The sequence below is a fragment of the Massilia timonae genome (assembly GCF_001866515.1).
Taxonomy (GTDB): Bacteria; Pseudomonadota; Gammaproteobacteria; order Burkholderiales; family Burkholderiaceae_D; genus Telluria; species Telluria timonae.
In genome coordinates, this window is record NZ_JRYB01000001.1 from 3,933,251 (window position 1) to 3,959,960 (window position 26,710).

Sequence of the window (26,710 nt, forward strand, 5' to 3'; positions counted from 1 at the left end):
AACCACAAGGAAGACACCCAAGATGCCATCGACCCGCCAGCGCAGCCTGCGCGCCACCATCGCCGCCCTGTTCATCCCCGCCATGCTCGCCGGCGCATCGCTGCCAGCGGTGGCTGCGCCGGCCGCCACCCAGGCCGCCGCCGTCGCCCCCTACAAGGCCTTCGACGCCTGGAGCGACAAGTTTGCCGAGGACTGGGTGCGCCTGAGCCCGCAGCTCGCGACCTCGACCCAGTACTTCAGCGGCGCCGAGCAGGCCAGGCTGGACCGCGAACTGACCCCCTTGAGCGCGGCGCACCGCCAGAAGGCGGTCGCGATGGCGCGCGAAGGCGTCAAGCGCCTGGACGGCTTCAAGTCGCAGCCCCTGAACGAGACCCAGAAGATCTCGGCGGCGGTGATGCGCTGGTCGCTGCAGAACGTGATCGCCAACGAGCCGTTCGAGGACCACGCCTTCGTGTTCTCGCAGTTCAGCGGTCCGCAGATCGGCCTGGTCAACTTCATGACCAACACCCACCCGATGCGCAACGCGGCCGACGTCGACAGCTACCTGGCGCGCCTGGACCAGGTGGCGGTCCGCCTCGACGAGGCGCTGGTGCGCGCCAAGGGCGCGGCAAGCAAGCAGATGATTCCTCCGCGCTTCATCCTGGAGCGCGCCCAGTTCCAGGTCGACCACTTCCTGAAGCCGGCCGCTTCTGACAACGTGCTGGTGACCACGCTGGCCCAGCGCACCGCCGAGATGAAGGACCTGTCGCCGGAGGCGCGCAGCGCCGCCATCGCGCGCGCGACCGGCATCGTCGAGCAGAAGATCCGTCCTTCCTACACCCGCGTCCAGGCCTTCATGGCCGAGATCCACCCGAAGACCGGCGACGTCGCCGGCATCTCGCGCCTGCCGAACGGCGCCGCCGCCTACAAGCGCGCGATCGAGAACTTCACCAGCACCGAGCTCACGGCCGACGAGATCCATACGATCGGCCTGCGCGAAGTGGCGCGCATCGAAGCCGAGATGGACAAGCACCTGCGCTCGCTCGGCTTGGCCGACGGCAATATCGAAACCCGCATGAAGCAGCTCGATGCGCGCTTCCAGCCGAAGGGCGAGGGCGACCCGCGTCCGGCGATCATCGCCAGCTACAACGAGATGGTGCGCGACGCCGAGCGCAGGAGCGCCTCGCTGTTCAACCTCAAGCCGCGCGCGCCGGTCGACGTGCGCCGCGTGCCGCCGCTGACCGAGCCGTCGGCCGCCGCCCACTACACCTTGCCGGCGCCGGACGGCAGCCGTCCGGGCATCTTCTGGGTGCCGCTGCGCGGCCCGACCTTCGACATGATCCGCATGCGCAGCCTGGCCTACCATGAGGCGGTGCCGGGCCACCACTTCCAGCTCGCCATCCAGCAGGAGATGAGCGACCTGCCGAAGTTCCGCAGCCAGCGCATCTTCAGCGGCGGCAGCGCCCACTCGGAAGGCTGGGCGCTGTATACCGAGCGCCTGGCGGTGGAGCAGGGCTGGTACAAGGACGACGTCCCGGGCCTCCTGGGCGCGCTGGGTTCGGAGCTGTTCCGCGCCCGCCGCCTGGTGGCCGACACCGGCCTGCACACCAAGGGCTGGACCCGCCAGCAGGCGATCGACTACGGCATGGGCGCCCAGGAAACCGAGCGCTACGTCGTGTGGCCGGGCCAGGCCAATGCCTACATGATCGGCATGCTGCGCATCCTGGAATTGCGCGAGAAGGCGCAGAAGGAACTGGGCGACAAGTACTCGCTGCCGGCCTTCCACGACCTGGTGCTGGGCGCCGGCTCGGTGCCGCTCGATGTGCTGGGCGAGCTGGTCGACAACTGGATCGCGCAGCAGAAGAAGGCTTGACGCCGGCCGGCATGCGGCGAGCGCCGCATGCCCAACGGTTGAGCAACGTCCCCGCCATGAGCGGGGACGTTTGCTTTCTGCTACTGGCAAACGGCCAAGGCGAACCCGGTCAAGTGTGTGGCGCGAACGCGAATGATAATGATTATCGTTTACATGTATTGACGTTCTCGGTAGAATCATTGTTTTACTTGCAGTGTTTCATCACATATCACTTCTGAGAGAGACCGCCTCGCCATGAAAGCAATAAAAAGCCGCAAGCATCCCATCACCCGCAGCCGGCTCGCGGGCACCGCACTGGCCGCGGCCCTGCTGCCGCTTGGCGCGCACGCCGCCGACGACGCCACCGCTGCCACCGCCACCGCAGCGCCTGCCACCGTCGCTCCGCAATCGACCGTCGAAGTGGTCGGCAACTACGAAAACCCTTTCCGCGCCGAGAACGCCTCGTCGCCCAAGTACACCGAGCGCCTGGTCGACACCGCCCAGACCGTGCAGGTGATCAAGAAGGAACTGTTCGAGCAGCAGGGCGCCCTGACCCTGACCGAGGCGCTGCGCAACACCCCCGGCGTCGGCGCTTTCTTCCTGGGCGAGAACGGCAACACGAATACCGGCGACGCGATCTTCATGCGCGGCTTCGACACGTCCGGCAGCATCTACGTCGACGGCGTGCGCGACGTCGGCTCGATCTCGCGCGACGTGTTCAACCTGGAGCAGATCGACGTGCTGAAAGGCCCGGCCGGCACCGACAACGGCCGCAGCGCGCCGACCGGCTCGGTCAACCTGGTGACCAAGAAGGCGAATCTCACCGACCTGGTGACCACCGCGATCACCGGCGGCAGCGGCGAGCAGAAGCGCATCACGCTGGATGCCAACAAGGTGCTGGACGAACAGCGCGGCATCGCCGTGCGCCTGAACGTGCTGGCCCAGGATTCGGGCAGCGCCGCGCGCGACGTGGTCGAGAACAAGCGCTGGGCGGTGGCGCCGAGCATCGGCTTCGGCCTGAACGGCCCCACCCGGGTGCACCTGGACTACCTGCACGTCGACCAGAACAACATCCCCGATGGCGGCGTCTACGTGATCGGCCTGCCGGGCTACACCAGCCCGGACCGCGCCAAACCCTGGGTCGCCGACGCCCCCAAGGTCGACCCCAAGAACTTCTACGGCTCGGTCGACGATTACGACGACGTGAAGGCCGACATGGCCACCGTGCGCATCGAGCACGACTTCTCGCCGACGATGAAGCTGCAGAACACGAGCCGCTACGGCAAGACCAGCCAGGACTACCTGCTCACCGCCTTCCTCACCAGCGCCGCCAACCTCGCCACGCCGGTCGAGGCCGACCCGAATACCTGGACCCTGGCGCGCAGCATCCGCACCGGCAAGGACCAGGAAAACAAGATCCTCACCAACGTCACGACGCTGACCAGCCAGTTCGACACCGGCGCCGTGTCGCACACCCTGGTGACGGGCCTCGAAATCACCAGCGAACGCCAGACCACCTGGGGCTTGACCGGCCTTGGCACGCTGCCGCCCGCGAACATCTACCGTCCCGATCCGAACCAGGCGCCGACCACGCCGGTCGACGTGCGCCGCACCGGCGCCTACAACGAGGGCGAGGTCGACACCCAGAGCGTGTACGTGTTCGACACCGTCAAGGTCGGCGAACGCTGGATCTTCAATGGCGGCGTGCGCCTCGACCACTTCCGCGGCGACTATTCGGTGGTGGCGCTGACGAATAACGTGTTGACCCCGACCCGCTTCAAGGTCGGCGATAACCTGGTCAACGGCAAGCTGTCGGCGCTGTACAAGCCGACCGCCAACAGCAGCGTGTATGCGATGGTGGCCAGTTCCAAGCAGCCGCCGGGCGGCAGCTTCACCGTGTCGGGCAACGCCAACAGCGCCCAGAACCCGATCTACGATCCGCAAAAGACGGTCACCACCGAAGTGGGCGGCAAGCTCGACCTGCTGAAATCCAAGCTGTCGCTGTCGGCCGCGCTGTTTCGCACCGACGTCGAGAACGAGGTCGAGCAGGACCCGGTCGACCAGCAGTGGTACCAGACCGGCGAGAAGCGGGTGCAGGGCGTGGAGCTGGGCGCCACCGGCGAACTGGCGCCGCACTGGCTGCTCAGCGCCGGCTACCTGTACATGGACACCAGCGTCGAGCGCGGCCGCAACGTCACCGCCGCCGGCGAGAACAGCTTGACCTATACGCCGAAGCAATCGTTCACCGCCTGGACCTCGTATGACCTGCCATGGGGCCTGCGCATCGGCGGCGGCGCGCGTTTTTCCGACAAGCTGGCGCGCGGCACCGACGGCGCGATCGGCACCCCGGCCTATACCGAATCGTACTGGGTGTTCGACGCCATGGTCGGCTACAAGGTCAGCAAGCACGTCGACCTGCGCCTGAACGTGTACAACATCGGCGACGAGAAGTATGTCGCGGCCATCAACAAGAGCGGTTACCGCTATACGCCGGGCACGCCGCGCTCGGCCAGCCTGACGGCGAACGTGCGCTTCTGATCGGCTAGCGCGCCAGCGGTGCGTCACCACCGGCCCGCTTCTGCTATGTTGAGCCCACCTTCATGGGGGACGACATGGAACGATTCCTGATCATCTATCGCGGCGCATCCGAACCGGGCGAGCGCCAGGAAGATCGCTGGCGCGCCTGGTTCGATGTCCTGGGCCCGGCCCTGCTCGACCCGGGCAGCCTGACGCAGGACAGCGTCGAGATCCCGAGCCGCCTGATCGGCCCCAAGCTGTCCGGAAGCTCGCTGTCGGGCTACTCGTTGATCGAGGCGGCGGATTTCAATGACGTCGTGCGCATGGTCCAGGATTGCCCGGTCTTCGACGAGCGCGGCTCGGTCGAGATCGCACGCCTGGGGGCGGGGTTCGGCGCGGGGTTGGGCGCAAGCGCAAGCTGAAGAAGGGCGCCGCCTGCGGTATACTCGGCGCCCATGCGCATCCAGCTTTTCTCCGACCTGCACCTCGAACGCTATCCCGGCTTCCAGCCGCACATCCTGCCGGACGCCGACGTCGTGGTGCTGGCCGGCGACATCGGTTCCTACCAGGCCGGCTCGCGCCTGGAAACCCAGGATTTCGGACTCGAGCGCTTCTCTCCCGCATTGCCGGCGCTGGCCGGCAAGCGGGTGCTGTTCATTCCCGGCAACCACGAATTCGATTCGCTCGACCACGACGCCACCCATGCGCGGCTGCGCGCCACCTGCGCGCGGCTCGGCATCGTCTGGCTCGACCGCGAGATCGTCGTCATCGATCATGTGCGCTTCATCGGCACCACCTTGTGGAGCGACTTCGACGCCCTGGCGCTGCGCGACGCCGACCTCACCAAGCAGATGCAGCAGCGTAACAAGGCGTTCCGCGCGGCGAACTACTACCTGAGCAAGAACACGACCCTGAAAGATGGCGGGCAGGTGCTGGCCGAAGGCATCCGCGCCATGTCGCTCGACTGCCAGGCCTGGCTGCGCGCGGCGCTGGCCACGCCGTTCGAGGGCAAGACGGCGGTGGTCACCCATTTCGCCCCGAGCCTGATGAGCGCCGACCCGCGCTATGGCCTCACCCCCGGCACGGCGGGCTTCTGCAACGCGCTCGACGACCTGTTCAAGCACGCGCAGCTGTGGATGCACGGCCACCTGCACTGCCGGAACGACTACGTGGTCGAGGGCCGCGACGGCGCCCTGTCCTGGTCGTGCCGGGTGGTGGCCAATCCGCTCGGCTACCTGAGCAAGGGAGAGCAGGAGGCTTTTCGTCCCGAGCTGCTGATCGAGATCTGATCAGCGCGGCGGCTCTTCGCCGCCGGAAGAGAGCGTGCCGATGAGCGTCTCGAAGCCGTCCGCCGCCTCCGGCACGTGTTCCTGGTCCGCATACTCGGCATACACCCAGTCGCCGCCGGCGCGCGCCACGCCTTCCGGCGGCAGCGGTTCGTGCTGCGGCGTCCTGGCCAGCGCGACGCGCATGAAGTCGACCCACATCGGCAGCGCCAGGGTCGAGCCGAACTCGCGGCCGCCGAGCGAGCGCGGTTCGTCGTAACCCATCCAGGCCACCGCCGCCACCTGGCCGCCGTAGCCGGCGAACCAGCCGTCGACCGCATTGCTGGTGGTGCCGGTCTTGCCGGCCAGGTCGGCCCTTTGCAGCTGGCGCGAGGCCGCCGCCGCGGTGCCGACGCGGGTGACGTCGCGCAGCATGCTGTCGACGATGAAGGCGTTGCGCGCGTCCAGCACCCGGGCGCTTTCCTGTCTCGGCTGCGGCGCCGCATGCTCGAACACGACCCTGCCGTCGCCATCCTGGATGCGCGCGATCAGCCACGGTTCCACGCGGTAGCCGCCGTTGGCCAGCACTGCGTAGGCGCCGGCCATCTGCAGCGGCGTGACGGCGCCCGTGCCCAGGCCGAGCGTCAGGTTGCGCGGCTGGCGCGCGGGGTCGAAGCCGAAGCGCGCCAGGTGCGCGCGGGCGTAGTCGACGTCCAGCGCGCGCAGCATGCGCACGGTGGGCACATTGCGCGAGCGCGACAGCGCATGGCGCACCGTGACCGGGCCCTCGAACACATTGTCGTCGTTGCGCGGCGACCAGTTGGCATAGGCCTTCTCGGCGCTGAAGTCGAGCGGCTCGTCGAGGATCTGCGTGCCGGGGAAGAAGCCGCGTTCCAGGCCGGCGGAATAGACGAAGGGCTTGATGCTCGATCCCGGCTGGCGCCAGGCCTGGGTCACGTGGTTGAACTTGTGGATTGAGTGATCGAAGCCGCCGACCAGCGCGCGGTAGGCGCCGGTTTCGGTGTCGAGCGCGACGAAGGCGGCGGCAACCTCGGGCAGCTGGGCGATCGATGGAGAGCCGTCGGTGGCCCTGGCCAGCCGGATGACGGCGCCGGGCGCCAGTTTCATCGCGGCCTTGGCCTTGCTCGACAGGGCGCCGGCGGCGAAGGCCAGGCCCGGGCCGGTGACCTCGACAGCGTCGCCGTTGGCGAGCAGGGCGCGCACCCGCCTGGGCGACGCGGCGACGACCACCGCCGGCGCCAAGCCGGCAACAAACGGACGTTTCTGCAGGGCGGCGGCGATCGCGTCCTTTCTTTCTTCGGCGCCGGCCGGCAGCGCGAGACGCGCCTCCGGGCCGCGGTAGCCGTGGCGGCGGTCGTAGGCGAGCACGTTGCGGCGCACCGATTCGTGGGCCGCATCCTGTTCGGCGGCCACGATGGTGGTGGTGACCGTGATGCCGCGTTCGTAGGCCGCCTGGCCGAAGCGGGCATGGACCGCCTGGCGCGCGATCTCGGCGACCCAGGTGGCGCGCGGATTCAGGGTGGCGCCATCGCTGCGCACCTGCAGGCGTTCGGCCAGGGCGCGCCGGTACTGGGGCTCGGTGATCAGCGCCAGTTCGCGCATGCGCTTGAGGACGACCTGCTGGCGCTTGCGGGCCGCCTGCGGATTCGACACCGGATTGCTGCTGGACGGGTTCTGCGGCAGGCCGGCCAGCATCGCGATCTCGGCCAGGGTCAGGTCCGGCAGCGGTTTGCCGAAGTACGTGCGCGCCGCGCTGGCGAAGCCGTAGGCGCGCTGGCCGAGATAGATCTGGTTCAGGTAGACCTCGAGGATCTGGTCCTTGGAGAGCGCCTTCTCGATTTTATAAGCCAGGGCAACCTCGGTCAGCTTGCGCGGCAGCGTCTTGTCGCGCGACAGGAAGAAGTTGCGCGCGACCTGCATCGTGATGGTGGACGCGCCCTGGCTGCCGAAGTCGGCGAGATTGGCCTTGGCCGCGCCGAGCGCGCGGATCCAGTCGACGCCGCCGTGCTCGTAGAAGCGGGTGTCCTCGATCGCCAGCACGGCCGATTTGAGCAGCGCCGGCATCTTGGCCACCGAGACGAACTCGCGCCGCTCGGCGCCGAATTCGCCGATCAGCACCTTGTCGGCGGTGTAGACGCGCAGCGGGATCTTCGGCCGGTAGTCGGTGACGGCCTGGATGTCGGGGACGTCCGGCAGGATCGAGGCGCCGGCCACGTGCGTGGCGGTCGCGAGCAGCAGGGCGGAAAGCAGGATGACGAGGGGGCGACGTGGTTGCATGGCGGTTTTCGTGGACGGTTGGTCGAACGCGGCCGATCATACTGTCGCGCGGCGCCCGGGTCATGCGAAAAGGCCGAGGTAGCGCGACACGCCCCTGCGCAGGGCGGCTGGCGCTACCTTGGCCATGCCTCCGGCGAGCGGCGCATCCGTGGCGCGGGACGACGCTGGACGCACGGAACGGGTATCCTTGCGCCAGTCAGTTTTCATGAGGAGAGATGGATGAGCACCAGGTATAGCGCATTGGTCGTCGGCGCCAGCGGCATCATCGGCAATGCGGTCGTACGCGAGCTGCACGGACGGCCGGAATGGCAGGTGCGGGCCTTGCCGCGCACTTTCGTGGACGGTGTCGAGAGCATCAAGGTCGACCTGACCGACGCCCAGGCCACCGCGCGCGCCCTGGAAGCGGCGCGCGACACGACCCACGTGTTCTACGCCGCGCTCAAGGGCGGGACCGACCTGCTCGACGAGGAGCGGATCAATGGCGGCATGCTGCGCAACCTGCTCGACGGCTTGACGTCGGTCGGCGCCCCGCTGCAGCGCGTGGTGCATTATCAGGGCGCCAAGGTGTATGGCGTGCACCTCGGCCATGCCCAGGCGCCGTTCTACGAGGACGACCCGCGCCACATGACGCCCAACTTCTATTACGCCCAGGAAGACCTGCTGCGCGAGCGCGCCGCCGCCGGCGAGATCGAATGGTCGATCCTGCGGCCCGACGTGGTGGTGGGCGACATCGCCGGCAATCCGATGAATATCGCGATGGTGATGGGCATGTTCGCCGCGCTCAGCAAGGACGCCGGCGCGCCGCTGCGCTTCCCGGGGACGGACAAGGTGTACTCGGGCGTGCTGGCCCAGACCACCGATGCCGACTGGATGGCGCGCGCCAGCGTCTGGGCGGCCCTCGATCCGGCGGCGCGCGGCGAAGCCTTCAACCTGGTCAACGAGCCGTTCCGCTGGGAGCGCGTTTGGCGCCAGGTCGCGGCGGCCTTCGACATGGAGGTGGGACCGCCGCAGCCGTTCTCGCTGGCGAAGCAAATGCCGTTGAAGGCGGCGGCATGGGAGCGCATCGTGCAGCGCCATGGCCTGCAGTCGATGCCTTACGAGAAGCAGGTCGGCTGGTGGTTCGGCGACTTCGTGTTCAACACCGAGTTCGACATGGTGTCGGACATGGGCAAGATCCGGCGCGCCGGTTTTACCGAAGCGGTGGAGCCCGGCGCGACGATCGTCAGCGCCATCGAGCGGCTGCGCGCCGCCCGCTGGCTGCCGTGATGCGGCAACTGGCGCCGGCTCGACTTTCGTATACCATGTCCGACCTCGTTTATCCGACCGCATGATGTTTCCACCAACCCTTACGCGCCCGCGCCGTCAGGCGGCGTTCCTGGTGCTGGCCTGCAGCGCCCAGTTCGCCTTCGCCGATGACGGCGATGTCATCAATCCCGACCGCCCCAACGTCGCCAACTCCAGCCAGGTGGTCGGCGATGGCCGCCTGCAGCTCGAGATCGGCGTCAACTGGGATCGCCAGCGCAACGACGACCTGCACCTGCGCACCTTGAGTACGCCTGCGCTGCTGCGTATCGGCCTGGGCGACACGACCGAGCTGCGCATCGAGACCGACGGCCGCAGCATCGAGCACGAGCTCGATCCGGCCACGCGCGCGCGCACCACGACGGCGGGCTGGAATGCCACGTCGATCGGATTCAAGTGGCACTTTGCCGAGGGAGAGGGCGTACATCCTGCGCTGGGGCTGATTGGCAGTGTAGCGCTGCCAAGCGGCAGCTCGGCGCTGCGGGTCAAGGGTGTGCTGCCGCAGCTGGTGCTGGCGGCCGAGTGGGATCTGCCGCAAGGCTGGTCATTGGCCGTGACGCCGGGCGCAGGGGCCGATGTCGACGATGACGGCGCGCGCTACCACTACGGCATCCTGGCGGCGTCGCTGGGCAAGAAATTCACTGAGCGCGTCCAGGGATTCCTTGAAGTGGCGGCGCCGCAGATCGCGTCCGCCTCGCATGGCGGCGACCGGATGCAGGTCGACGCCGGCGTGAGCTGGCGCCTGAACCAGAACTGCCAGGTCGATGCGATGGTGGTGCATGGGTTGAATCGACAGACGCCCGACCTGGGCCTGGCGTTCGGGCTGTCGGTGCGGCGCTAAGGTCGCCGCGACTTCACCAGCCAGCGCTGTGCCGACGGGATCAGTGCGCGCCCCGGTGCGCCGACGCGCACGAGACCACGCCAGCGACCAGCAACGCCAGGGCGGCGGTCTCGAACCCGCTCGGCCAGCGCGCCTCCCACAAGAAGCCGTACAGGGCCGCGAAGATGGTCTCGAACACGATCATCTGGCCCATCAGGCTCAGGGGCAGCGCGCGGCTGGCGTGGTTCCACAGGGCGTTGCCGACCACCGAGCACAGGATGGCGACCGCGGTGACCAGGGCGCCGAACTGCATCCAGGCCGGCAGCGTGTGCGCGCCCGGCGCCAGCACGAAGGCCGGCACCGCCAGCGCCAGGGCCATCAGCCCGGTCACCACGCCCACCAGCAGGTTCCATTCATGCGGCGAGATCCCGTCGATGCGCGCCAGCCAGCGGCTGTTGTGCACCGCGAAGAGGGTCCATGACACCAGCGCGCCGAAGGCGCATGCCAGGCCGGCGGCCGAGCCGGGGCCGGACGCCGACAGCGACTCCCAGCCGATGCAGGCCAGGCCGGCGCCGCTCAGCAGCAGCGACGGCAGCAGGCGGCGCAGCGGCACCGCGTGACGGTCGCGCGAACCGACCAGGGTGACCGCGATCGGCAGCAGCCCGATCACGATCGAGGCCATGGCCACGCCGCCCAACTGGACCGCGTTGGCGAGGAACAGGTAGTAGACGATGTTGCCGGTGAGGCTGAGCCAGATCAGGCTGCGCCAGGCCGGCCAGCCGAGATGGCGGCGCAGCCGTCCCCAGGCCGGGGCGATCAGGATGGCGGCGACCAGGCCATAGGCCAGGTAGCGCCCGGCCGAGAGCTGGATCGGCAGGAATCCGGGCGCCAGTTCCGGCGCCAGGAAGACCAGGCCCCAGAGCGCGCCGGCGGCGATGCCGGCGCCGATGCCGAGCAGGGTGGAGCGGGACAGCCCGCCCGCGCCAGTAGCGATGTACATGATGAATCTCCTTTGAAGAGATTCTCGGATCCGGACGTGGGATCGGTCTTGGCCGGGACTACCGCGATTTTGGCGGTTTCTCCTGACCCGCACGCCGGCAGGCGCCGGGCGTGGTGTCGAGTATCCGACGCATCGCCCGCGTCAGGCTGGCCTGGTCCGAAAAGCCGCAGGCGAGGGCGATGTCGGCCACGCTGCGCGCGCCGTGCGTCAACAGGCTGCGCGCGCAATCCAGGCGGCAGCGCAGCAGCCAGGCATGCGGCGTGCTGTCCAGCTCTTCGCGAAACAGCGCGTGGAGGCGGCTGACGCTCAGGTTGGCGGCGCGCGCCATCGACTCGGTGCTCCAGGCCAGGCCGGGCGCGGCCTCGATGCGCGCCAGCAGGGCAGCCAGGCGCGAGGTGGCGCGCGGCGCGTCCAGGCTCAGGGTGTCGAGCAGCAGCGGCACCCAGCCCTGCACCAGCGAGCGGGGCGGAGTGGACTCGCGTGCCATCAGTCCCATGAACTCGACCAGCTTGCGCGCCGCGGGGCCGAGCGTGACGAAGGGCCGTTCCAGCAGGCGCTGCCACGGGCCACTGCCGAAGGCGGCGCCGTCGACGTCGACGATCAGGGAGCCGTTGGCGCCCGGGCTCGACTGCGCATGCCAGGCGCCGGGCGCCACCAGCGCGCCATGCAGGGGATCGAGCCGGCCGCGCCGCTCTTCGATGTCGAGCACGACTTCACCGTGCACCGGCAGCACCAGCTGGGCGAATTCATGGCGGTCGCCCCAGTGCACGCAGTCATAGCTGCGCAGGTGCAGGTCGCACGCGGGCTGGGGCGTCATGGGCTCACGCCATCGGGCTGCAGGCGTCGGTGCCGGCCGCCAACGCCTTCAGCTTGACCGGATCCAGCAGGGTGACTTCGCGCTTGTCGACCTCGAGCCAGCCCTGCTTCTTGAAGCGCGACAGCAGGCGGCTGATGCTTTCGATGGTCAGGCCCAGGTAGTTGCCGATGTCTTCGCGCGACATGCGCAGCTGGAAGCGGTTGGCCGCATAGCCGCGGGCGGCGTAGCGCGCCGACAGGTTGACCAGGAACACGGCGAAGCGCTGCTCGGCGCGCATATTGCCGAGCAGGAGCATGACGTTCTGCTCGCGCGTGATTTCCTGGCTCATGATGCGGTGGAAGTGGCGCAGCAGCGTCGGCACCTCGCCGAACAGGTCTTCCAGGCGCGCGAACGGAATCTCGCATACTTCCGAGTCTTCCAGCGCCACCGCATCGCAATGGTGGGTGCCGCTGATCGCGTCCATGCCCAGCAGCTCGCCGGCCATCTGGAAGCCGGTGATCTGGGCTTCGCCGGCGGCATTCACCTGGTAGGTCTTGAAGTGGCCGAAGCGCACCGCGTACAGGTTGCGGAACGACTCGCCCACCCCGTACAGGCGCTCGTCGCGCTCCAGGCGGCGACGGCGGCCGATGATCTTGTCCAGGCGGTCGATCTCGGCGTCTTCCAGGCCCATCGGCAGGCACAGCTGGTGCATGCTGCATTGGGCGCAGGACTTGAGCGCGTGGATGTTCAGGGGCGGCTCGGCTTGCCGGGACAGGGGCTGGCTCATGAGGGATGGTCACTTTGTTCAGTACACCGCAAATTATAGACCCCTTGGCTGAGCATTCCGGCCGGCAAGCTCGAAATTTGCACCAAATTGGGAAGTTTTCATGAACTTTTGTTGCGAACCGGTCGGCATGTGTTCAAAAACCACTCAACAATGATAAAAATGATATGGCCAATCGTGCGAGGCCGATGTCGTGATCTACTTGGCGCCATCGATACGGGGGAGTTTGCATGCTTGGTCTTACAGCCCTGGAACTAGCGCGCATCCAGTTCGCCTTCACGATTTCCTTCCACATCATCTTCCCCGCGATCACGATCGGCATGGCCAGCTACCTGGCCGTGCTCGAGGCGTGCTGGCTCAAGACCAGGCGCCAGGTCTACGTCGACCTGTACCACTTCTGGCTCAAGATCTTCGCCGTCGCCTTCGGCATGGGGGTGGTGTCGGGCATCGTGATGGCCTACCAGATCGGCACCAACTGGAGCTACCTGTCCGAATTCGCCGGCAGCGTCATGGGCCCGCTGCTCACCTACGAGGTGCTGACCGCCTTCTTCCTGGAGGCCGGCTTCCTGGGCGTGATGCTGTTCGGCTGGAACCGGGTGGGGCCGCAGCTGCACTTCCTCGCCACCTGCATGGTGGCCATCGGCACTCTGATCTCGTCGACCTGGATCCTGGGCGCCAACAGCTGGATGCAGACGCCGCAGGGCTATGCCATCGAGGGCGGGCGCATGATCCCGGTCGACTGGCTGGCCATCATCTTCAATCCCTCGTTCCCCTACCGCCTGATGCACATGGTGGTGGCGGCCTACCTGGCCACCGCCCTGATCGTCGGCGCCTCGGCCGCCTGGCACCTGCTGCGCGGACGCGACAACAAGAACGTGCGCAAGATGCTGTCGATGGCGATGTGGATGATCCTGCTGGTGGCGCCGATCCAGGCCGTGATCGGCGACTTCCATGGCCTCAATACGCTGAAGCACCAGCCGGCCAAGCTGGCGGCGATGGAGGGGCACTGGGAGAATACGCCGGGCGAGGCGGTGCCGCTGATCCTGTTCGGCATTCCCGACATGGAGCGCGAAGAAACCCGCTATGCGGTCGAGATTCCCTACCTGGGCAGCATCATCCTCACCCATACGCTGAGCGGCCAGTTCCCGGGACTGAAGGAGTTCCCGCGCGAAGACCGCCCCAATTCCCTGATCGTGTTCTGGAGTTTCCGGGTCATGGTCGGCCTGGGCCTGTTGATGATCGCCCTTGGGGCCTGGAGCCTGTGGCTCAGGCGGGGAGGGCGGATCTACGGCAAGCGCCTGTTCCTGCGCTTCGCCTTGCTGATGGGGCCGGCCGGCCTGATCGCCATCCTGGCCGGCTGGATCACGACCGAGGTCGGCCGCCAGCCGTGGGTGATCTACGGCGTGCTGCGCACCGCCGATGCGGTCTCGCCGCACAGTGTCACCACGATGGCCGTGACGCTGGCGATGTTCGTCGTGGCCTATGTGTTCGTGTTCGGCGCCGGCACCGTCTACCTGCTGCGCCTCATCAACAAGGGGCCGCAGCACTTCGCCCTCAACAAGCCGCCCGAGGGCGGGTCGGGCGAAGGGCGCACGCCGATGCGGCCGCTGTCGGCGGCCAACGTCGACAACGACGACAGCATCGAGGGCAATATCGACGACAGTCCCGACCACGGCGCTGACCGCGACGGCGGCAACCCACCGACGCGGAGCTGACACCATGGGCATCGACACATCCGTCATCTGGATCCTGATCATCTTCTTTTCCGTCTTCATGTACGTGCTGCTGGACGGCTTCGACCTGGGCATCGGCATGCTGTTCCCGTTCACGCCGAAGAAGCGCGACCGCGACACCATGATGAATTCGGTCGCGCCGGTGTGGGACGGCAACGAGACCTGGCTGGTGCTGGGCGGGGAGGGGCTGCTGGCGGCCTTCCCGGTGGCCTACGCGATCATCCTGTCCGGGCTCTACCTGCCGCTGATCTTCATGCTCATCGGCCTGGTGTTTCGCGGCGTGGCCTTCGAATTCCGCTTCAAGGCCAAGGAGCACGAGCGCCACCTGTGGGACAAGGCCTTCATCGGCGGCTCGGTGGCGGCGGCCTTCTTCCAGGGCGTGACCCTGGGCGGCTTTTTGGACGGCATCACGGTCTCGGGGCGCAGCTTCGCCGGCGGGCCGCTCGACTGGGTCGCGCCGTTCCCGCTGCTGGCCGGCGTCGGCGTGATGATCGCCTACACCTTGCTGGGCGCCACCTGGCTGGTGATGAAGACCGAGGGCGAACTGCAGGCGCGCATGATCCAGGTCGCGCGGCCTTTCGCCTGGCTGCTGCTGGGGGCCATCGTCGCGGTCAGCATCTGGACCCCGCTGCGCTTCGCGGCGGTGGCCGAGCGCTGGTTCACCTTCCCCAATATCGCCTTCCTGGCGCCGGTGCCGATCCTGGTCGTGCTGTGCATGGCGCTGCTGCTGCGCTCACTGGCCCGGCAGCCGTTCCGCCAGCCCTTCGTGCTGGCGCTGGCGCTGATCTTCCTCGGCTACAGCGGCATGGCGATCAGCATCTGGCCGCACGTGGTGCCGCCCGCGATCACGATCTGGGAAGCCGCCTCGCCGCCGCAGAGCCAGGGTTTCGCCCTGGTCGGCACGCTGTTCATCCTGCCCATCATCCTGATGTACACGGGGTGGTCGTACTGGGTATTCCGTGGCAAGGTCAAGCATGACGCGGGGTATCACTGATGGCCGCGCGCCGCGAATGGCTGCGCCGGCTGGGGTGGATGGCGCTGCTGTGGCTGGGCGGCGTCGTCACCCTGTCGCTCGTCGCATTTCTCATAAGAATTGTCATGCATGCCGCCGGAATGCGCTAGGCGCAACTGTGCGCGCTCAATGTGAATCGGCGTCTACACTGGCGATACAAATTGAACAACTGGAGTGATCGACAGTGTCATCTACAAGTGCGAGCACGTCCGTCAACGCCGCCTTCGTCGCGGTCTCTGCGCCTGCCATGTCGCCCAGCGGCGAAGACCAGGCCAGGGCCGACCTCTACGCCTTGCTCTCGCGCCTGCTGCTGGCGGCGCCCGACGCGGCGCTGCTGGAAGCGCTTGCGTCCAGCGATCCTATTTTGGCCGAAGGCGGCGATCCGGCGCTGGAGCGTGCGTGGGAACACCTGACCGTGGCGTCCGGCGTGATGGACGCCCAGGTGGTGCAGGATGAATTCAGCGCGCTGTTCGTCAGCATCGGCACGCCGCCGGTCGACCCGTATGGCTCGCGCTACCTGGCCGGCTACATGAACGACACGCCGCTGGCGCTGCTGCGCGACGACCTGGCGCGGCTTGGCCTGGCGCGCATGCGGGGCCGGGGCGAGTTCGAGGACCACCTCGGCGCGCTGTGCGAGACCATGCGCGTGCTGGTCGCCGGCGCCCCCGGCATCCGGCGCCAGCCGCTAACGGCGCAGCGCCAGTTCTTCGAGGCCCACATCGGCGGCTGGTGCATGCGCGCGCTGGACGACATCGCCAATGCCGAGGGCGCCAACTATTACCGCCTGGTCGCGCGCTTCGCGCAGGCCTTCCTGGCAATCGAGGCCGAGAGCTTCGCAGTAGGAGAGGACACCGATGAGCAAGCATGATCGACAGACGCCGGACCAGCCCGACCCGGCGCGGCGCGGCTTCCTGAAGGCCGCCCCGCTGGGCGCGCTGGTGGTGGCCGCTGCCGCCGCCCCGGCGAGCGCGGCGCCTGAGGCCGCACCGGCCGCGCCGGACCCCAAGGTCAAGCGCGGCTACCACGAGACGGATCACATCCGCCGCTACTACGCCACCGCCGCCTACTGGTAGGCAAGCAGAGGAATCCCATGTCACTGGTCAAGTCTACGCGCGACAGCGCCCTGAAACGGCGCCGCTTCCTGGTCGGGGCCGGCGTTGCCGCCGGCGCCGGCGCCCTGGCGCGCCACCTGCCGCTGAACGTGATCGAACCGGCCCAGGCCGATCCGGTGCCGAACACCCCGGTGCCCACCGAAGTGAAACGCACCGTGTGCAGCCACTGCTCGGTCGGCTGTTCGGTGGACGCGGTGGTCGCTAACGGCGTCTGGGTGCGGCAAGAGGCCGCCTTCGATTCGCCCATCAATATGGGCGCCCACTGCGCCAAGGGCGCCTCGGTGCGCGAGCACGCCTTCGGCGAGCACCGCCTGCGCTATCCGATGAAGCTGGTGAACGGCAAATACCAGCGCATCTCCTGGGACCAGGCGATCGACGAGATCGGCGACAAGCTGCTGCACCTGCGCAAGGAGGCCGGACCGGATGCGCTGATGCTGATCGGCAGCTCCAAGCACAATAACGAACAAGCGTATTTGCTGCGCAAGTTCATGTCGTTCTGGGGCTCGAACAACTGCGACCACCAGGCCCGCATCTGTCACTCGACCACCGTCGCCGGCGTGGCCCAGACCTTCGGCTACGGGGCGATGACGAACTCGTTCAATGACCTGCACTACAGCAAGGCGGTGCTGTTCATCGGCTCCAACCCGGCCGAGGCGCACCCGATCTCGATGCTGCACTTCCTGCACGCCAAGGAGCTGGGCGCCAAGATGATCGTCATCGATCCGCGCTTCACCCGCACGGCGCGCTTTGCCGACCACTACGTGCGCGTGCGGCCGGGCACCGACATCCCGCTGGTGTGGGGCATCCTGTGGCACATCTTCAATAACGGCTGGGAAGACAAGAAATTCATCGAAGAGCGCACCTGGGGCATGGACGACGTGCGCGCCGAAGTCATGAAATGGACGCCCGACAAGGTGTCGGACGTGACCGGCGTGCCGGAATCGGCGGTGCGCATGGCGGCCGAGATGCTGGCCACTAACCGTCCCTCGTCCGTGGTCTGGTGCATGGGCATCACCCAGCACCACGTCGGCACCGCCAATGTGCGCGCGCTGTCGATCCTGCAGCTGGTGCTGGGCAATATCGGCATTCCCGGCGGCGGCGCCAACATCTACCGCGGCCACGACAACGTGCAGGGCGCCACCGACGTCGGCCCCAACGGCGATTCGCTGCCCGGCTACTACGGCCTGGCCGAAGGCGCCTGGAAGCACTTCGCCAACGTCTGGGGCGTCGACTACGAATGGATCAAGTCGCGCTTCGGCTCCAAGGAACTGATGGAAAAGCCCGGCATCACGGTGTCGCGCTGGTTCGATGCGGTCAACGAAGAAAACCAGTTCATCGATCAGCCGAGCAATCTGCGCGCCGTGTTCTACTGGGGCCACGCGCCGAACAGCCAGACCCGGCTGCCGGACATGAAGGCGGCGATGCAAAAGCTCGACATGATGGTGGTGATCGACCCCTATCCGAGCATGACGGCGGCGATGCATGGCCGCACCGACGGCGTCTACCTGCTGCCGGCCGCCTCGCAGTTCGAGACCCAGGGTTCGTGCACGGCCTCGAACCGCTCGATCCAGTGGCGCGAGCGGGTCATCCAGCCGCTGTTCGAATGCAAGACCGACCACGAGATCATGTACCTGTTCGCGCGAAAACTCGGCTTCGCCGAGGAACTGTGCAAGAACATCAAGGTGGTGCACAACGAGCCGGTGGTCGAGGACATCCTGCGCGAGATCAACCGCTCGTGCTGGACTATCGGCTACACGGGCTGCTCGCCCGAGCGGCTCAAGCTGCACATGGAAAACAAGCACACGTTCAACCCGACCACCCTGCGCGCCGATTCCGGCCCGTGCAAGGGCGACTACTACGGCTTGCCGTGGCCATGCTGGGGCACGCCGGAGATGAAGCATCCGGGCACGCCGATCCTGTATGACCTGAGCAAGAGCGTGGCCGAGGGCGGTTTGCCGTTCCGCGCCAACTGGGGCGTCGAGCACAACGGATCGAGCCTGCTGGCGGCCGACGGCTCGACCAACAAGAACAGCGAGCTGGACTTCGGCTACCCCGAGTTCGACCACGTGTTCCTGAAAAAACTGGGCTGGTGGGCCGAGCTGACCCCGGCCGAGCAGGCCATGGCCGAGGGCAAGAACTGGAAGACCGACCTGTCGGGCGGCATCATCCGGGTCGTCATCGCCCACGGCTGCGCGCCGTACGGCAATGCGCGGGCGCGCTGCAACGTCTGGAACTTCCCCGATCCGGTGCCGGTCCACCGTGAACCGCTGGCTTCGCCACGACGCGACCTGGTGGCCAAGTACCCGACCTACGACGACAAGGCCAATCACTGGCGCCTGCCGACATTGTACAAATCGGTGCAGGCGGTCGACTATTCGAAAGACTTTCCGCTGATCATGACCTCGGGCCGCCTGGTCGAGTACGAGGGCGGCGGCGAGGAAACCCGGTCCAACCCCTGGCTCGCCGAGCTGCAGCAAAACATGTTCGTCGAGATCAATCCGCGCGACGCGGTCCAGATCGGCGCCAAGCTGGGCGAATACGTGTGGCTCGAGACCCCGACCGGCGCGCGCCTGAAGATGATGGCGATGGTCACCGAGCGGGTGCCGGTGGGCCTGGTGTGGGCGCCGTTCCACTTCGGCGGCTGGTGGATGGGCGAGGACCTGGAACGGCACTATCCCGAGCATGGGGCGCCGATCGTGCGCGGCGAAGCCATCAACACTGGCTGGACCTACGGCTACGACGCCGTGACCATGATGCAGGAAACCAAGGTATCGCTGTGCCGCGTGGTGCGCGCCTGACGAGCCGACAGGAGACTGACTATGCCAGCAAGAATGAAGTTTATCTGCGACACGGAGCGCTGCATCGACTGCAACGGCTGCGTGACCGCCTGCAAGAACGAGCACGAACTGGCCTGGGGCATCAACCGGCGCCGCGTGGTGACGATCAACGACGGCATCCCCGGCGAGCGCTCGGTATCGGTCGCCTGCATGCACTGCACCGACGCGCCGTGCCTGGCCGTGTGCCCGACCAACTGCATCTACCACACCGAGGACGGCATCGTCCTGCACAGCAAGGACCAGTGCATCGGCTGCGGCTACTGCTATTACGCCTGCCCGTTCGGCGCGCCGCAATTCCCCGAGACCGGCCTGTTCAACCACCGCGGCAAGATGGACAAGTGCACCTTCTGCGCCGGCGGCCCGGAACCGGATACCTCGGAAGCCGAGTTCAAGAAATACGGCCGCAACCGCATCGCCGAAGGCAAGCTGCCGGCCTGCGCCGAGCAGTGCGGCACCAAGGCGCTGCTGGGCGGCGACGCCAACATCATCGCCGACATCTACCGCCAGCGGGTCGAGACGCGCGGCTACGGCCCGCAGCTGTGGGGCTGGAAGATCGCCTACGGCAGGCCGAAACGCGGTGGCCAGTACAAGGCCGAGGGCGACTCGCCGCGCGTCAACCAGGACGTGCGCGATTCACAGAACCACGCGGGGAGGTTCCCGACATGAAGCTCCTCAAAGCATGCGCGCTGATCCTGCCGGCCGTGCTGCTGGCCGGCTGCCTCGAAGTGGACCAGCACCCGCCATGGCTCAAGGGCGAGTACGCCGGCAAGCCGGACGACCGCCATTACCAGCGCCGCTTCCACAACGACCGGCTGGCCTGGTGGGCCACGGTCGAGAATCGCAACGGCAAGCAGAACGAATACAACCGGGCCAATCCCTGAGGAGACGACATGCGAGCGAATCTGAATGTGTTGCGCGCGATGCTGCTCCTGGTGGCGACGCTGGCGCTGTCCAGCAGCTGGGCCGGCGTCAAGAACGAGCGCGCCACGCCGGCGTATGCCGAAGAGCAGACCATGCTGCAGATCGAGGCCGACTCTGTGGTGCCCGACCCCGGCCTGCTGCAATCCGAATCGGGCCGCGTGCACATGGACCGGCACTACCTGGGCCAATACGGCAGCAAGGAGGGCAACGTCATCGTCCAGCGCGGCGGCAACACCTGGCGCCACCTGCGCAACGGGCCGCTCGCGACCATCGCCGGCTTCATCCTGCTGGCCGTGCCGCTGGCGATCTTCGTGTTCTACCGGACCATCGGCCCGGCCAACCAGGTGGCCGAGGCAGGGCGCAAGATGCAGCGCTTCAACCGCTGGGAACGCCAGGTACACTGGGCCACGGCCTTCAGTTTCATTGCCCTCGGCATCACCGGCATCATCATCATGTACGGCAAGAAGATCATGCTGCCATGGATGGGGCACGACCTGTTCTCCTGGGTGGCGATCATCTCGAAATACCTGCACAACTTCGTCGGGCCGCTGTTCATCCTGTGCTCGATCCTGATGTTCTTCACCTTCTTGAAGCGCAACTTCTACAACCGCGCCGACTGGCAATGGGTCAAGCAGGGCGGGGGACTGATCAGCCACAAGCATGTCCCGGCCGGCTTTTTCAATGCGGGCGAAAAGACCTGGTTCTGGGGTGGTGTCGCGTTGCTGGGCCTGATCATGTCGGTCACCGGCCTGGTGCTCGACTTCGCCGTCGGCCAGACCCGCTACGTGATGCAGGTGGCGAACGTCCTGCATGTGGGCGCGGCCGCGATGTACATGGCGGCCGCCATGGGCCACGCCTACATCGGCACCTGGGGCACGCCCGGCGCCTATGAGGCGATGCGCTACGGCACGGTGGACGAGAACTGGGCCAAGGCCCACCACCAGCTGTGGTACGAGCAGATGAAGACGGGCGTGCCGCCCGGCATGGACAAGGACGGACGCATGGTGCCCGGTCGCGACGTGCCGGGCCAGGGCGGCCGTCCGCAACCCGGCCCGGCGCACTGAGGAAATGACGATGAAACGATTCGATGCATCGGTCCTGGGCGCCGTAGCGCTGCTGGCCAGCGCGTTGGCCGCCTGCGACCGCGGCCAGGCGCCCGCCGCCAATGGCGTGATCCAGACCAAGTACCCCGGACAGGTGTCGTCCGGCGGCATGACCAGCGGCCAGCTCATGGCGCGCACGGCGCGGCCGGAAACCGACGCCACCTATGCCGGCGGCACGCCAGGCATCGCCGGCGGTTCGGGCGGCAATACCAGCGGCGCCGAAACCGGCGGCGAGACCCGGGAAACCGGCCAGGGGCCGTCGAGCGGCGTCACCCAGCCGTCCAGCGCCGGACGTCCAGGCAGCGAGCTGCCGTCGGGCGAGAACCGCCCCGTCGCGCCGGCGCCGGGAAGCACCGAAGCCCCGGCGGCCAACAATGCGGCGCCGCAGGGACAATCAGGAGGAACGCGATGACGATCAGGCGATTGCAATGCGTGCTGGCGCTGGCGTCCGGCCTGGCCGGCGCATCGTGGGCGGCCCTGCCGCCGCCATCGCCGGCCCAGGCCCAGGCCGCGGCGGCGAAAAAGGCCGAGGCCGACGCCAGGGCGGCCAAGGAAAAGGAAGCGTTGAACGCGTCGATGGACCGGATCAGCGGCCAGTGGCGCCAGCGCGCCGCGCAGGAAGGCTGGACCATCAAGCCGCCGCCGCCCGTGAGCGGGCCGACGGGTGTCGCCGCCTCCGATCCGACCCCGCCGGGCGCCGGCGTGCCGTCGCCGGCCCCGGCCGGCGGCGCTCCGGGAACGGCGGGCGCGGCGCCCGCCACCGGCGCCGCGCCGCTCGGCGCGCGTGCGCTGCATGCGGCCAACGTGCCGGTCAAGAGCGAGAAACTGGGCACGGCGCGTCCGAGCGAAGACGTCAAGCAGGGTCCGACCCGCGCCGAGCCGGCCGGGGCGTCGCCGACGGTGAACAAGAAAGGCGTGCCTGAAAACGCGCCCGAACAAATGAAGGCCGAGCGATGAAAATGGGAAGCATGCCGGTCGCCATCATCATGCAGCGGCGCGCGGTGCGGCACCGCTGGGGTGATATGGACAGCTGGGCCGCGGTGGGCGTGGTGCCGGACCGCGGCGAGCTGCCGCGCCTGTCGGTGCTGAGCGAAAGCGCCGAGCGCGACTACTACCTGGTCTCGGGCCTCGAGCTGGAACTGTACACCGACGAGCACGAGGGCTATTACGAGAACGTCATGGCGCCGGAATCGAAGGTGTTCGTGCTGTGGCGCATGGAGGACGGCCGCGCGATGCCGGCGCGCGCCTCGGTCAGCTACGTCGAGGGCACGCGCATGTTCGATTCGGGCGAGTCGGCCGACGGCGTGACCATGCCGGCCGAGATCTACAGCTGGGTCGCGGGCTACCTGCGCGAGCATTTCACGCCGCGCCCGCGCAAGGGAAGGCAGCACGGATGAGCGCTGACGCCGTGGCCGAGGAAGGATTCCTGCGCCGCTGGTCGCGCCTGAAGGCGGCGCCCGAGCCGGTGCAGGAAGTCGCGCCGGCGCCGCTACCTGCCGCCGCGCCGCCGCCACCGGTGCAGGAGGATCAGCGGGCGCTGCCGACCCTGGACGACGTGGCCCGGCTGACGCCGGAATCCGATTACTCGGCCTTCGTCGCCAAGGGCGTCGACAAGGCCGTGCAGCGCATGGCGCTCAAAAAACTGTTCGCCGATCCGAACTTCGCGGTGATGGATGGCCTGGACATCTATATCGCCGACTACAACAAGGCCGCGCCGCTCACCGACGCCATGCTGGCTTCGCTCAGGCACGCTCCCGGCGTGCTGAATCGCCTGCTGGGCGAGGACGAGGACAAGCAGGGCGAGGCGCAGGCACGGCGCGACGACGACCCGGCAGCCGACGGCCAGCCGGGCACGCCAACACAAGGGACCACATGAACATCCGATTCAACGACGGGGCGGCTTCCGACCCTGTCCAGGACGGCCGCGACGCGGCCGCCCGCGTAGCCGCGCTGCAGGCCGCGCGCGACTTTCCCGACTTCGAGGCGGCCGTTACGGTCGACTACCGCTCGCACGGGCGCACGCTGGTGGTGGGCAGCGCGTGTGACGCGCTGCCGCTGGCCGACCGGCTGGCCGGCGCGCTGTCGGTCACCGTGCTGCTGCTGGACGAGCCGGATGCCCCGGACCGCCCGCAGCCGCGCTTGTATCCGGTGCACAGGGCGCAGACGGTGGCGGTAGCCGGCTGGCTGGGCGCCTTCGAGGCGCGCTGGCGCGCGGCCGGCCAGCCGGTGGGCGAGGGCCGGTTCGACCTGGTGCTCGACCTGTGCCCGGCGCGCCTGATCGCCAGCCACCAGCGCCCGCACGGCTACTACGCGCCCGGACGGAGCGAGACCGCGCGCATGAAAGCGGTCGAGGCCCTGCTCGAGATGGTCGGCGACTTCGAGAAACCGAAATACTTCAGCTACAAGGAGCGCATCTGCGCCCACGGTCGCAACGGCATCCACACCTGCAGCGCCTGCGTCGACATCTGCTCGGCAAAGGCGATCGTGAGCGACGGCGACCGGGTCAAGGTCAATCCGTATCTGTGCGCCGGCTGCGGCGCCTGCGGCACCGTGTGCCCGACCGGCGCCATGAGCTACGCCTATCCGCCGGCGCCGTTCACCGGCAAGCGCATCCAGGCCGCCTTGCGCGCCTTCCGCGAGGCGGGCGGCGCGCAGCCGGTGCTGCTGCTGCACGACGCGCAGGGGCTGGACGTCATCGAACGCCTTGGCGACAGCGTTCCGGGCCGCATCCTGCCGTTCTCGCTGCACCACGTCGCCGCGACCGGCATCGACGTCTGGCTGGCGGCGCTGGCCTACGGCGCGGCCGGCGTCGCCGTGCTGACCACGGGCGAGGAAGCCCCGCAATACGTGCAGGCGCTGGGCGAGCAGATGCGCATCGCCCAGGCCGTGCTCGATGGCCTGGGGTATGCCGGGCCGCACTTCCAGCTGCTGCAACTGGCTGGCGGGCCACAAGCGTCGCCGTTGGAGGCGGCCCAGGAACTGGCGCTGGCCCTGCGTCATGCGCCGCGCGGCGACACACCGTCGTCGCCAGCGGTGTTCCACCTGGCTGCCGACAAGCGCAACACCCTGGACTATGCCCTCGACCACCTGCACCGCCATGCCCCGCAGCAGCCGCCGCACATCGGCCTGCCCGACAAAGCGCCGTTCGGCGCGCTGCTCGTGGACCGCCAGGCCTGCAGCCTGTGCATGTCCTGCGTCGGCGTCTGCCCGGCCAATGCGCTGCAGGACGGGCAGGGCGCGCCGCAGCTGCGCTTCATCGAAAAGAACTGCGTCCAGTGCGGCCTGTGCGCCAACACCTGCCCCGAGAACGCGATCGCGCTGATGCCGCGCATCTCGTTCGCGCCCGAGCGCATGGCGGCGGTGGTGCTGAACGAATCGCAGCCCTTCCACTGCATCCGCTGCAGCAAGCCGTTCGGCACGCTGCAAATGGTCGAGAACATGCTCGGGCGCCTGGGTTCCCACCCGGCGTTCGCGGCCAACCTCGATCGCCTGCGCATGTGCGGCGACTGCCGCGTGATCGACATGATGGCACCGGCCGACGAGATGCAGGTGACGCCGCTGCGGCGCAACTGAAGCGTCAGGCGTCACCACGGGCCGAATCGGTGGCAGAATGGTCGCAAGGCGGGAGCGTCACGCATCCCGCCATCCACATGGCATAGCGACCAGGAGACACCCCATGACGCCAACCCAGCGCTTCGTGCAGGCGCGCGACTTCCTCCAGCGGCACCGGCTCGACTACGACACCGCCTACCGCGATTTCAGGCAGCCCGCGCTCGACCGCTTCAACTGGGCGCTCGACTTCTTCGACCATCAGGCGCGGGACAATCACGCTCCCGCCCTGTGGGTGGTCGAGGAAGACGGCAGCGAACGCAAGATCTCCTTCGCCGACATGGCCGCGCGCTCGAGCCAGGTGGCCGAATACCTGCGCAATCTCGGCGTGCGGCGCGGCGAGCGGGTGCTGCTGATGCTGCCGAACCGGGTCGAGCTGTGGGAAATCATGCTGGCCGGGATCAAGCTGGGCGCCGTGCTGGTGCCGACCACGATGGCGCTGGCGGGCGACGACCTGGCCGACCGCCTGGAGCGCGGACAAGTCAAACACGTGATTGCCCAGGCCAGCGAAGCCGGTAAATTCGAGGCGCTCGCCGGCAACTACACCCGGATTGCGGTCGGTGGCGGGCCGGCAGGCTGGCACGACTACGCGGACAGCGAGAACGTGGCCAGCGTGTTCGTCCCCGAAGGCGAGACGCGCGCTACAGACCCCCTGCTGCTGTACTTCACGTCCGGCACCACGGCGAAGCCGAAGCTGGTGCTGCACACCCACCGGAGCTATCCGGTCGGCCACCTGTCGACCATGTACTGGATCGGCCTGCAGCCGGGCGACGTCCACTGGAACATCAGCACGCCCGGCTGGGCCAAGCATGCCTGGAGCTGCTTCTTCGCGCCCTGGAATGCGGGCGCCACGGTGTTCGTGTTCAATTTCGAGCGCTTCAGCAGCCGCGCGGTGCTCGACACGCTGGTGCGCTGCGGCGTGACCTCGCTGTGCGCGCCGCCGACCGCCTGGCGCATGCTGATCAAGGAAGACCTGGCCGCCTGGAAGCCCACGTTGCGCGAACTGGTCGGCGCCGGCGAACCGCTCAATCCGGAAGTCATCGAGCAGGTCGAACGCGCCTGGGGCATCCGCATCCGCGACGGCGTCGGCCAGTCCGAGTCGAGCTGCCAGATCGGGAATTCGCCGGGCCAGCCGATCAAGCCGGGCTCGATGGGCCGTCCGCTGCCGGGCTACCGCATCGCGCTGCTCGACCTCGACGACCGGCCGGCGGCGGAGGGCGAGATCTCGGTGGAACTTGCGTCGAACCCGATCGGTCTCATGGTCGGCTACGAAGGCAACGAGGAAAAGACGCGGGAGGTGATGCGGGCCGGCTACTACCATACGGGAGACACGGCGAGCGTGGACGGCGACGGCTATTATTTCTATGTCGGCCGCAACGACGACGTGTTCAAGTCGTCCGACTACCGTATCAGCCCGTTCGAGCTCGAGAGCGTGCTGATCGAGCACGAGAGCGTGCTGGAGGCGGCCATCGTGCCCAGTCCCGACCCGCTGCGGCTGGCCGTGCCGAAGGCCTTCGTGACCCTGCGCGCCGGGGTCGAGCCGAGCCGCGAGATGGCCGCCGCGCTGTTCGCCTTTAGTCGCGAACGCCTGGCGCCGTACAAGCGGATCCGGCGCATCGCCTTCCGCGAGCTGCCCAAGACCATCTCGGGCAAGATCCGGCGCGTCGAGCTGCGCCGCGAGGAAGCCGGGCGCGAGGCCGGGGCCGCAGACACGGTCGAGTACCGCGCCGAGGATTTCCCCGGCTAGCCCTGCGTAACGCCTGACAGGAG

The 26,710-nt window shown here is 68.0% G+C and carries 25 protein-coding genes; 21 read left to right on the forward strand and 4 right to left on the reverse strand.

The genetic code is table 11. The features are described 5' to 3' along the window. Positions 1 to 22: 22 nt before the first annotated feature. The 4 genes from LO55_RS16840 (at position 23) to LO55_RS16855 (ending at position 5,637) form a co-directional block, all read left to right on the forward strand. Positions 23 to 1,852: a DUF885 domain-containing protein gene (locus LO55_RS16840; RefSeq protein WP_071362345.1), complete on the forward strand. Its 1,830-nt coding sequence runs from the start codon at positions 23 to 25 to the stop codon at positions 1,850 to 1,852. 234 nt (positions 1,853 to 2,086) lie between these two features. Continuing rightward, on the forward strand, positions 2,087 to 4,369 hold the full coding sequence (locus tag LO55_RS16845) for a catecholate siderophore receptor Fiu (RefSeq protein ID WP_071362346.1): 2,283 nt from the start codon (positions 2,087 to 2,089) through the stop codon (positions 4,367 to 4,369). 74 nt (positions 4,370 to 4,443) lie between these two features. Then, on the forward strand, positions 4,444 to 4,770 hold the full coding sequence (locus LO55_RS16850) for a hypothetical protein (RefSeq protein ID WP_071362347.1): 327 nt from the start codon (positions 4,444 to 4,446) through the stop codon (positions 4,768 to 4,770). Positions 4,771 to 4,803: 33 nt separating this feature from the next. Further along, positions 4,804 to 5,637, forward strand: coding sequence for a metallophosphoesterase (locus LO55_RS16855; protein ID WP_071362348.1), 834 nt, complete (start codon positions 4,804 to 4,806; stop codon positions 5,635 to 5,637). Here the strand turns inward: LO55_RS16855 and LO55_RS16860 are convergent, their stop codons facing one another. Further along, positions 5,638 to 7,911, reverse strand: coding sequence for a penicillin-binding protein 1A (locus LO55_RS16860; RefSeq protein ID WP_071362349.1), 2,274 nt, complete (start codon positions 7,909 to 7,911; stop codon positions 5,638 to 5,640). It abuts the gene before it with no gap. Between the two features lie 219 nt (positions 7,912 to 8,130). Here LO55_RS16860 and LO55_RS16865 point away from each other — a divergent pair, with 219 nt between their 5' ends. Both LO55_RS16865 and LO55_RS16870 read left to right on the forward strand, forming a co-directional pair. Further along, positions 8,131 to 9,177 (forward strand): SDR family oxidoreductase, encoded by a 1,047-nt coding sequence (locus LO55_RS16865; RefSeq protein WP_071362350.1) that lies wholly within the window; start codon positions 8,131 to 8,133, stop codon positions 9,175 to 9,177. A gap of 61 nt (positions 9,178 to 9,238) precedes the next feature. After that, positions 9,239 to 10,054, forward strand: a complete 816-nt coding sequence (locus LO55_RS16870; protein ID WP_083415384.1) for a transporter — start codon at positions 9,239 to 9,241, stop codon at positions 10,052 to 10,054. A 40-nt stretch (positions 10,055 to 10,094) separates the two neighbouring features. On the opposite strand, the gene LO55_RS16875 is transcribed toward LO55_RS16870, so the two are convergent. From LO55_RS16875 to fnr, 3 genes are read right to left on the reverse strand one after another with little or no spacing between them, the layout of a single operon-like run. Next, positions 10,095 to 11,033, reverse strand: coding sequence for a DMT family transporter (locus LO55_RS16875; protein WP_071362351.1), 939 nt, complete (start codon positions 11,031 to 11,033; stop codon positions 10,095 to 10,097). 58 nt (positions 11,034 to 11,091) lie between these two features. Next, positions 11,092 to 11,850: an AraC family transcriptional regulator gene (locus tag LO55_RS16880; protein WP_071362352.1), complete on the reverse strand. Its 759-nt coding sequence runs from the start codon at positions 11,848 to 11,850 to the stop codon at positions 11,092 to 11,094. Positions 11,851 to 11,854: 4 nt separating this feature from the next. Then, positions 11,855 to 12,616 carry a fumarate/nitrate reduction transcriptional regulator Fnr gene (gene fnr / locus LO55_RS16885; protein WP_005667237.1) on the reverse strand — a complete coding sequence of 254 codons (762 nt, stop codon included), beginning with the start codon at positions 12,614 to 12,616 and terminating at the stop codon, positions 11,855 to 11,857. Between the two features lie 227 nt (positions 12,617 to 12,843). Between fnr and LO55_RS16890 the strand changes: the two genes are divergently transcribed. The 15 genes from LO55_RS16890 to LO55_RS16955 all read left to right on the forward strand — a co-directional run bounded on the left by LO55_RS16890 (position 12,844) and on the right by LO55_RS16955 (position 26,687). Beyond that, entirely contained in the window at positions 12,844 to 14,328 is a 1,485-nt protein-coding gene (locus LO55_RS16890; protein ID WP_071362353.1) for a cytochrome ubiquinol oxidase subunit I, read from the forward strand. A gap of 4 nt (positions 14,329 to 14,332) precedes the next feature. Further along, positions 14,333 to 15,340, forward strand: a complete 1,008-nt coding sequence (cydB, locus tag LO55_RS16895; protein ID WP_071362354.1) for a cytochrome d ubiquinol oxidase subunit II — start codon at positions 14,333 to 14,335, stop codon at positions 15,338 to 15,340. Next, positions 15,340 to 15,468 (forward strand): DUF2474 domain-containing protein, encoded by a 129-nt coding sequence (locus LO55_RS25950; RefSeq protein ID WP_005667240.1) that lies wholly within the window; start codon positions 15,340 to 15,342, stop codon positions 15,466 to 15,468. Before cydB ends, LO55_RS25950 begins: the two co-directional genes overlap by 1 nt. 74 nt (positions 15,469 to 15,542) lie before the next feature. Beyond that, positions 15,543 to 16,226, forward strand: a complete 684-nt coding sequence (locus LO55_RS16900; RefSeq protein WP_083415385.1) for a TorD/DmsD family molecular chaperone — start codon at positions 15,543 to 15,545, stop codon at positions 16,224 to 16,226. Beyond that, positions 16,213 to 16,431 (forward strand): formate dehydrogenase, encoded by a 219-nt coding sequence (locus LO55_RS16905; RefSeq protein ID WP_071362356.1) that lies wholly within the window; start codon positions 16,213 to 16,215, stop codon positions 16,429 to 16,431. The genes LO55_RS16900 and LO55_RS16905 overlap by 14 nt, the downstream gene beginning before the upstream one ends. 17 nt (positions 16,432 to 16,448) lie before the next feature. Further along, positions 16,449 to 19,268, forward strand: coding sequence for a formate dehydrogenase subunit alpha (locus LO55_RS16910; protein ID WP_071362357.1), 2,820 nt, complete (start codon positions 16,449 to 16,451; stop codon positions 19,266 to 19,268). Between the two features lie 33 nt (positions 19,269 to 19,301). Further along, a complete protein-coding gene (gene fdh3B, locus LO55_RS16915; protein ID WP_071362358.1) occupies positions 19,302 to 19,973 on the forward strand; it encodes a formate dehydrogenase FDH3 subunit beta in 672 nt (223 codons plus the stop codon). Continuing rightward, on the forward strand, positions 19,970 to 20,188 hold the full coding sequence (locus tag LO55_RS16920) for a hypothetical protein (protein WP_005667249.1): 219 nt from the start codon (positions 19,970 to 19,972) through the stop codon (positions 20,186 to 20,188). Before fdh3B ends, LO55_RS16920 begins: the two co-directional genes overlap by 4 nt. Before the next feature lie 9 nt (positions 20,189 to 20,197). Further along, positions 20,198 to 21,292, forward strand: a complete 1,095-nt coding sequence (locus LO55_RS16925) for a formate dehydrogenase subunit gamma (protein ID WP_071362359.1) — start codon at positions 20,198 to 20,200, stop codon at positions 21,290 to 21,292. A 10-nt stretch (positions 21,293 to 21,302) separates the two neighbouring features. Further along, on the forward strand, positions 21,303 to 21,743 hold the full coding sequence (locus LO55_RS16930; protein ID WP_071363829.1) for a hypothetical protein: 441 nt from the start codon (positions 21,303 to 21,305) through the stop codon (positions 21,741 to 21,743). Beyond that, complete coding sequence (locus LO55_RS16935; protein ID WP_071362360.1) at positions 21,740 to 22,288, forward strand: hypothetical protein; 549 nt, start codon at positions 21,740 to 21,742, stop codon at positions 22,286 to 22,288. Before LO55_RS16930 ends, LO55_RS16935 begins: the two co-directional genes overlap by 4 nt. Further along, a complete protein-coding gene (locus LO55_RS16940) occupies positions 22,285 to 22,728 on the forward strand; it encodes a DUF3305 domain-containing protein (protein WP_005667257.1) in 444 nt (147 codons plus the stop codon). The genes LO55_RS16935 and LO55_RS16940 overlap by 4 nt, the downstream gene beginning before the upstream one ends. Continuing rightward, a complete protein-coding gene (locus LO55_RS16945; protein ID WP_177185538.1) occupies positions 22,725 to 23,207 on the forward strand; it encodes a DUF3306 domain-containing protein in 483 nt (160 codons plus the stop codon). Before LO55_RS16940 ends, LO55_RS16945 begins: the two co-directional genes overlap by 4 nt. Further along, positions 23,204 to 24,904 (forward strand): 4Fe-4S binding protein, encoded by a 1,701-nt coding sequence (locus LO55_RS16950; protein WP_071362361.1) that lies wholly within the window; start codon positions 23,204 to 23,206, stop codon positions 24,902 to 24,904. Before LO55_RS16945 ends, LO55_RS16950 begins: the two co-directional genes overlap by 4 nt. Before the next feature lie 103 nt (positions 24,905 to 25,007). Beyond that, a complete protein-coding gene (locus tag LO55_RS16955) occupies positions 25,008 to 26,687 on the forward strand; it encodes an AMP-binding protein (RefSeq protein ID WP_071362362.1) in 1,680 nt (559 codons plus the stop codon). Positions 26,688 to 26,710 lie beyond the last annotated feature (23 nt).

Coding starts and splice junctions, on each gene's coding strand:
- LO55_RS16840 (WP_071362345.1), top strand. CDS start 23: ATGCCATCGACCCGCCAGCGCAGCCTGCGCGCCACCATCGCCGCCCTG.
- LO55_RS16845 (WP_071362346.1), top strand. CDS start 2,087: ATGAAAGCAATAAAAAGCCGCAAGCATCCCATCACCCGCAGCCGGCTC.
- LO55_RS16850 (WP_071362347.1), top strand. CDS start 4,444: ATGGAACGATTCCTGATCATCTATCGCGGCGCATCCGAACCGGGCGAG.
- LO55_RS16855 (WP_071362348.1), top strand. CDS start 4,804: ATGCGCATCCAGCTTTTCTCCGACCTGCACCTCGAACGCTATCCCGGC.
- LO55_RS16860 (WP_071362349.1), bottom strand. CDS start 7,911: ATGCAACCACGTCGCCCCCTCGTCATCCTGCTTTCCGCCCTGCTGCTC.
- LO55_RS16865 (WP_071362350.1), top strand. CDS start 8,131: ATGAGCACCAGGTATAGCGCATTGGTCGTCGGCGCCAGCGGCATCATC.
- LO55_RS16870 (WP_083415384.1), top strand. CDS start 9,239: ATGATGTTTCCACCAACCCTTACGCGCCCGCGCCGTCAGGCGGCGTTC.
- LO55_RS16875 (WP_071362351.1), bottom strand. CDS start 11,033: ATGTACATCGCTACTGGCGCGGGCGGGCTGTCCCGCTCCACCCTGCTC.
- LO55_RS16880 (WP_071362352.1), bottom strand. CDS start 11,850: ATGACGCCCCAGCCCGCGTGCGACCTGCACCTGCGCAGCTATGACTGC.
- fnr (WP_005667237.1), bottom strand. CDS start 12,616: ATGAGCCAGCCCCTGTCCCGGCAAGCCGAGCCGCCCCTGAACATCCAC.
- LO55_RS16890 (WP_071362353.1), top strand. CDS start 12,844: ATGCTTGGTCTTACAGCCCTGGAACTAGCGCGCATCCAGTTCGCCTTC.
- cydB (WP_071362354.1), top strand. CDS start 14,333: ATGGGCATCGACACATCCGTCATCTGGATCCTGATCATCTTCTTTTCC.
- LO55_RS25950 (WP_005667240.1), top strand. CDS start 15,340: ATGGCCGCGCGCCGCGAATGGCTGCGCCGGCTGGGGTGGATGGCGCTG.
- LO55_RS16905 (WP_071362356.1), top strand. CDS start 16,213: ATGAGCAAGCATGATCGACAGACGCCGGACCAGCCCGACCCGGCGCGG.
- LO55_RS16910 (WP_071362357.1), top strand. CDS start 16,449: ATGTCACTGGTCAAGTCTACGCGCGACAGCGCCCTGAAACGGCGCCGC.
- fdh3B (WP_071362358.1), top strand. CDS start 19,302: ATGAAGTTTATCTGCGACACGGAGCGCTGCATCGACTGCAACGGCTGC.
- LO55_RS16920 (WP_005667249.1), top strand. CDS start 19,970: ATGAAGCTCCTCAAAGCATGCGCGCTGATCCTGCCGGCCGTGCTGCTG.
- LO55_RS16925 (WP_071362359.1), top strand. CDS start 20,198: ATGCGAGCGAATCTGAATGTGTTGCGCGCGATGCTGCTCCTGGTGGCG.
- LO55_RS16930 (WP_071363829.1), top strand. CDS start 21,303: ATGAAACGATTCGATGCATCGGTCCTGGGCGCCGTAGCGCTGCTGGCC.
- LO55_RS16935 (WP_071362360.1), top strand. CDS start 21,740: ATGACGATCAGGCGATTGCAATGCGTGCTGGCGCTGGCGTCCGGCCTG.
- LO55_RS16940 (WP_005667257.1), top strand. CDS start 22,285: ATGAAAATGGGAAGCATGCCGGTCGCCATCATCATGCAGCGGCGCGCG.
- LO55_RS16945 (WP_177185538.1), top strand. CDS start 22,725: ATGAGCGCTGACGCCGTGGCCGAGGAAGGATTCCTGCGCCGCTGGTCG.
- LO55_RS16950 (WP_071362361.1), top strand. CDS start 23,204: ATGAACATCCGATTCAACGACGGGGCGGCTTCCGACCCTGTCCAGGAC.
- LO55_RS16955 (WP_071362362.1), top strand. CDS start 25,008: ATGACGCCAACCCAGCGCTTCGTGCAGGCGCGCGACTTCCTCCAGCGG.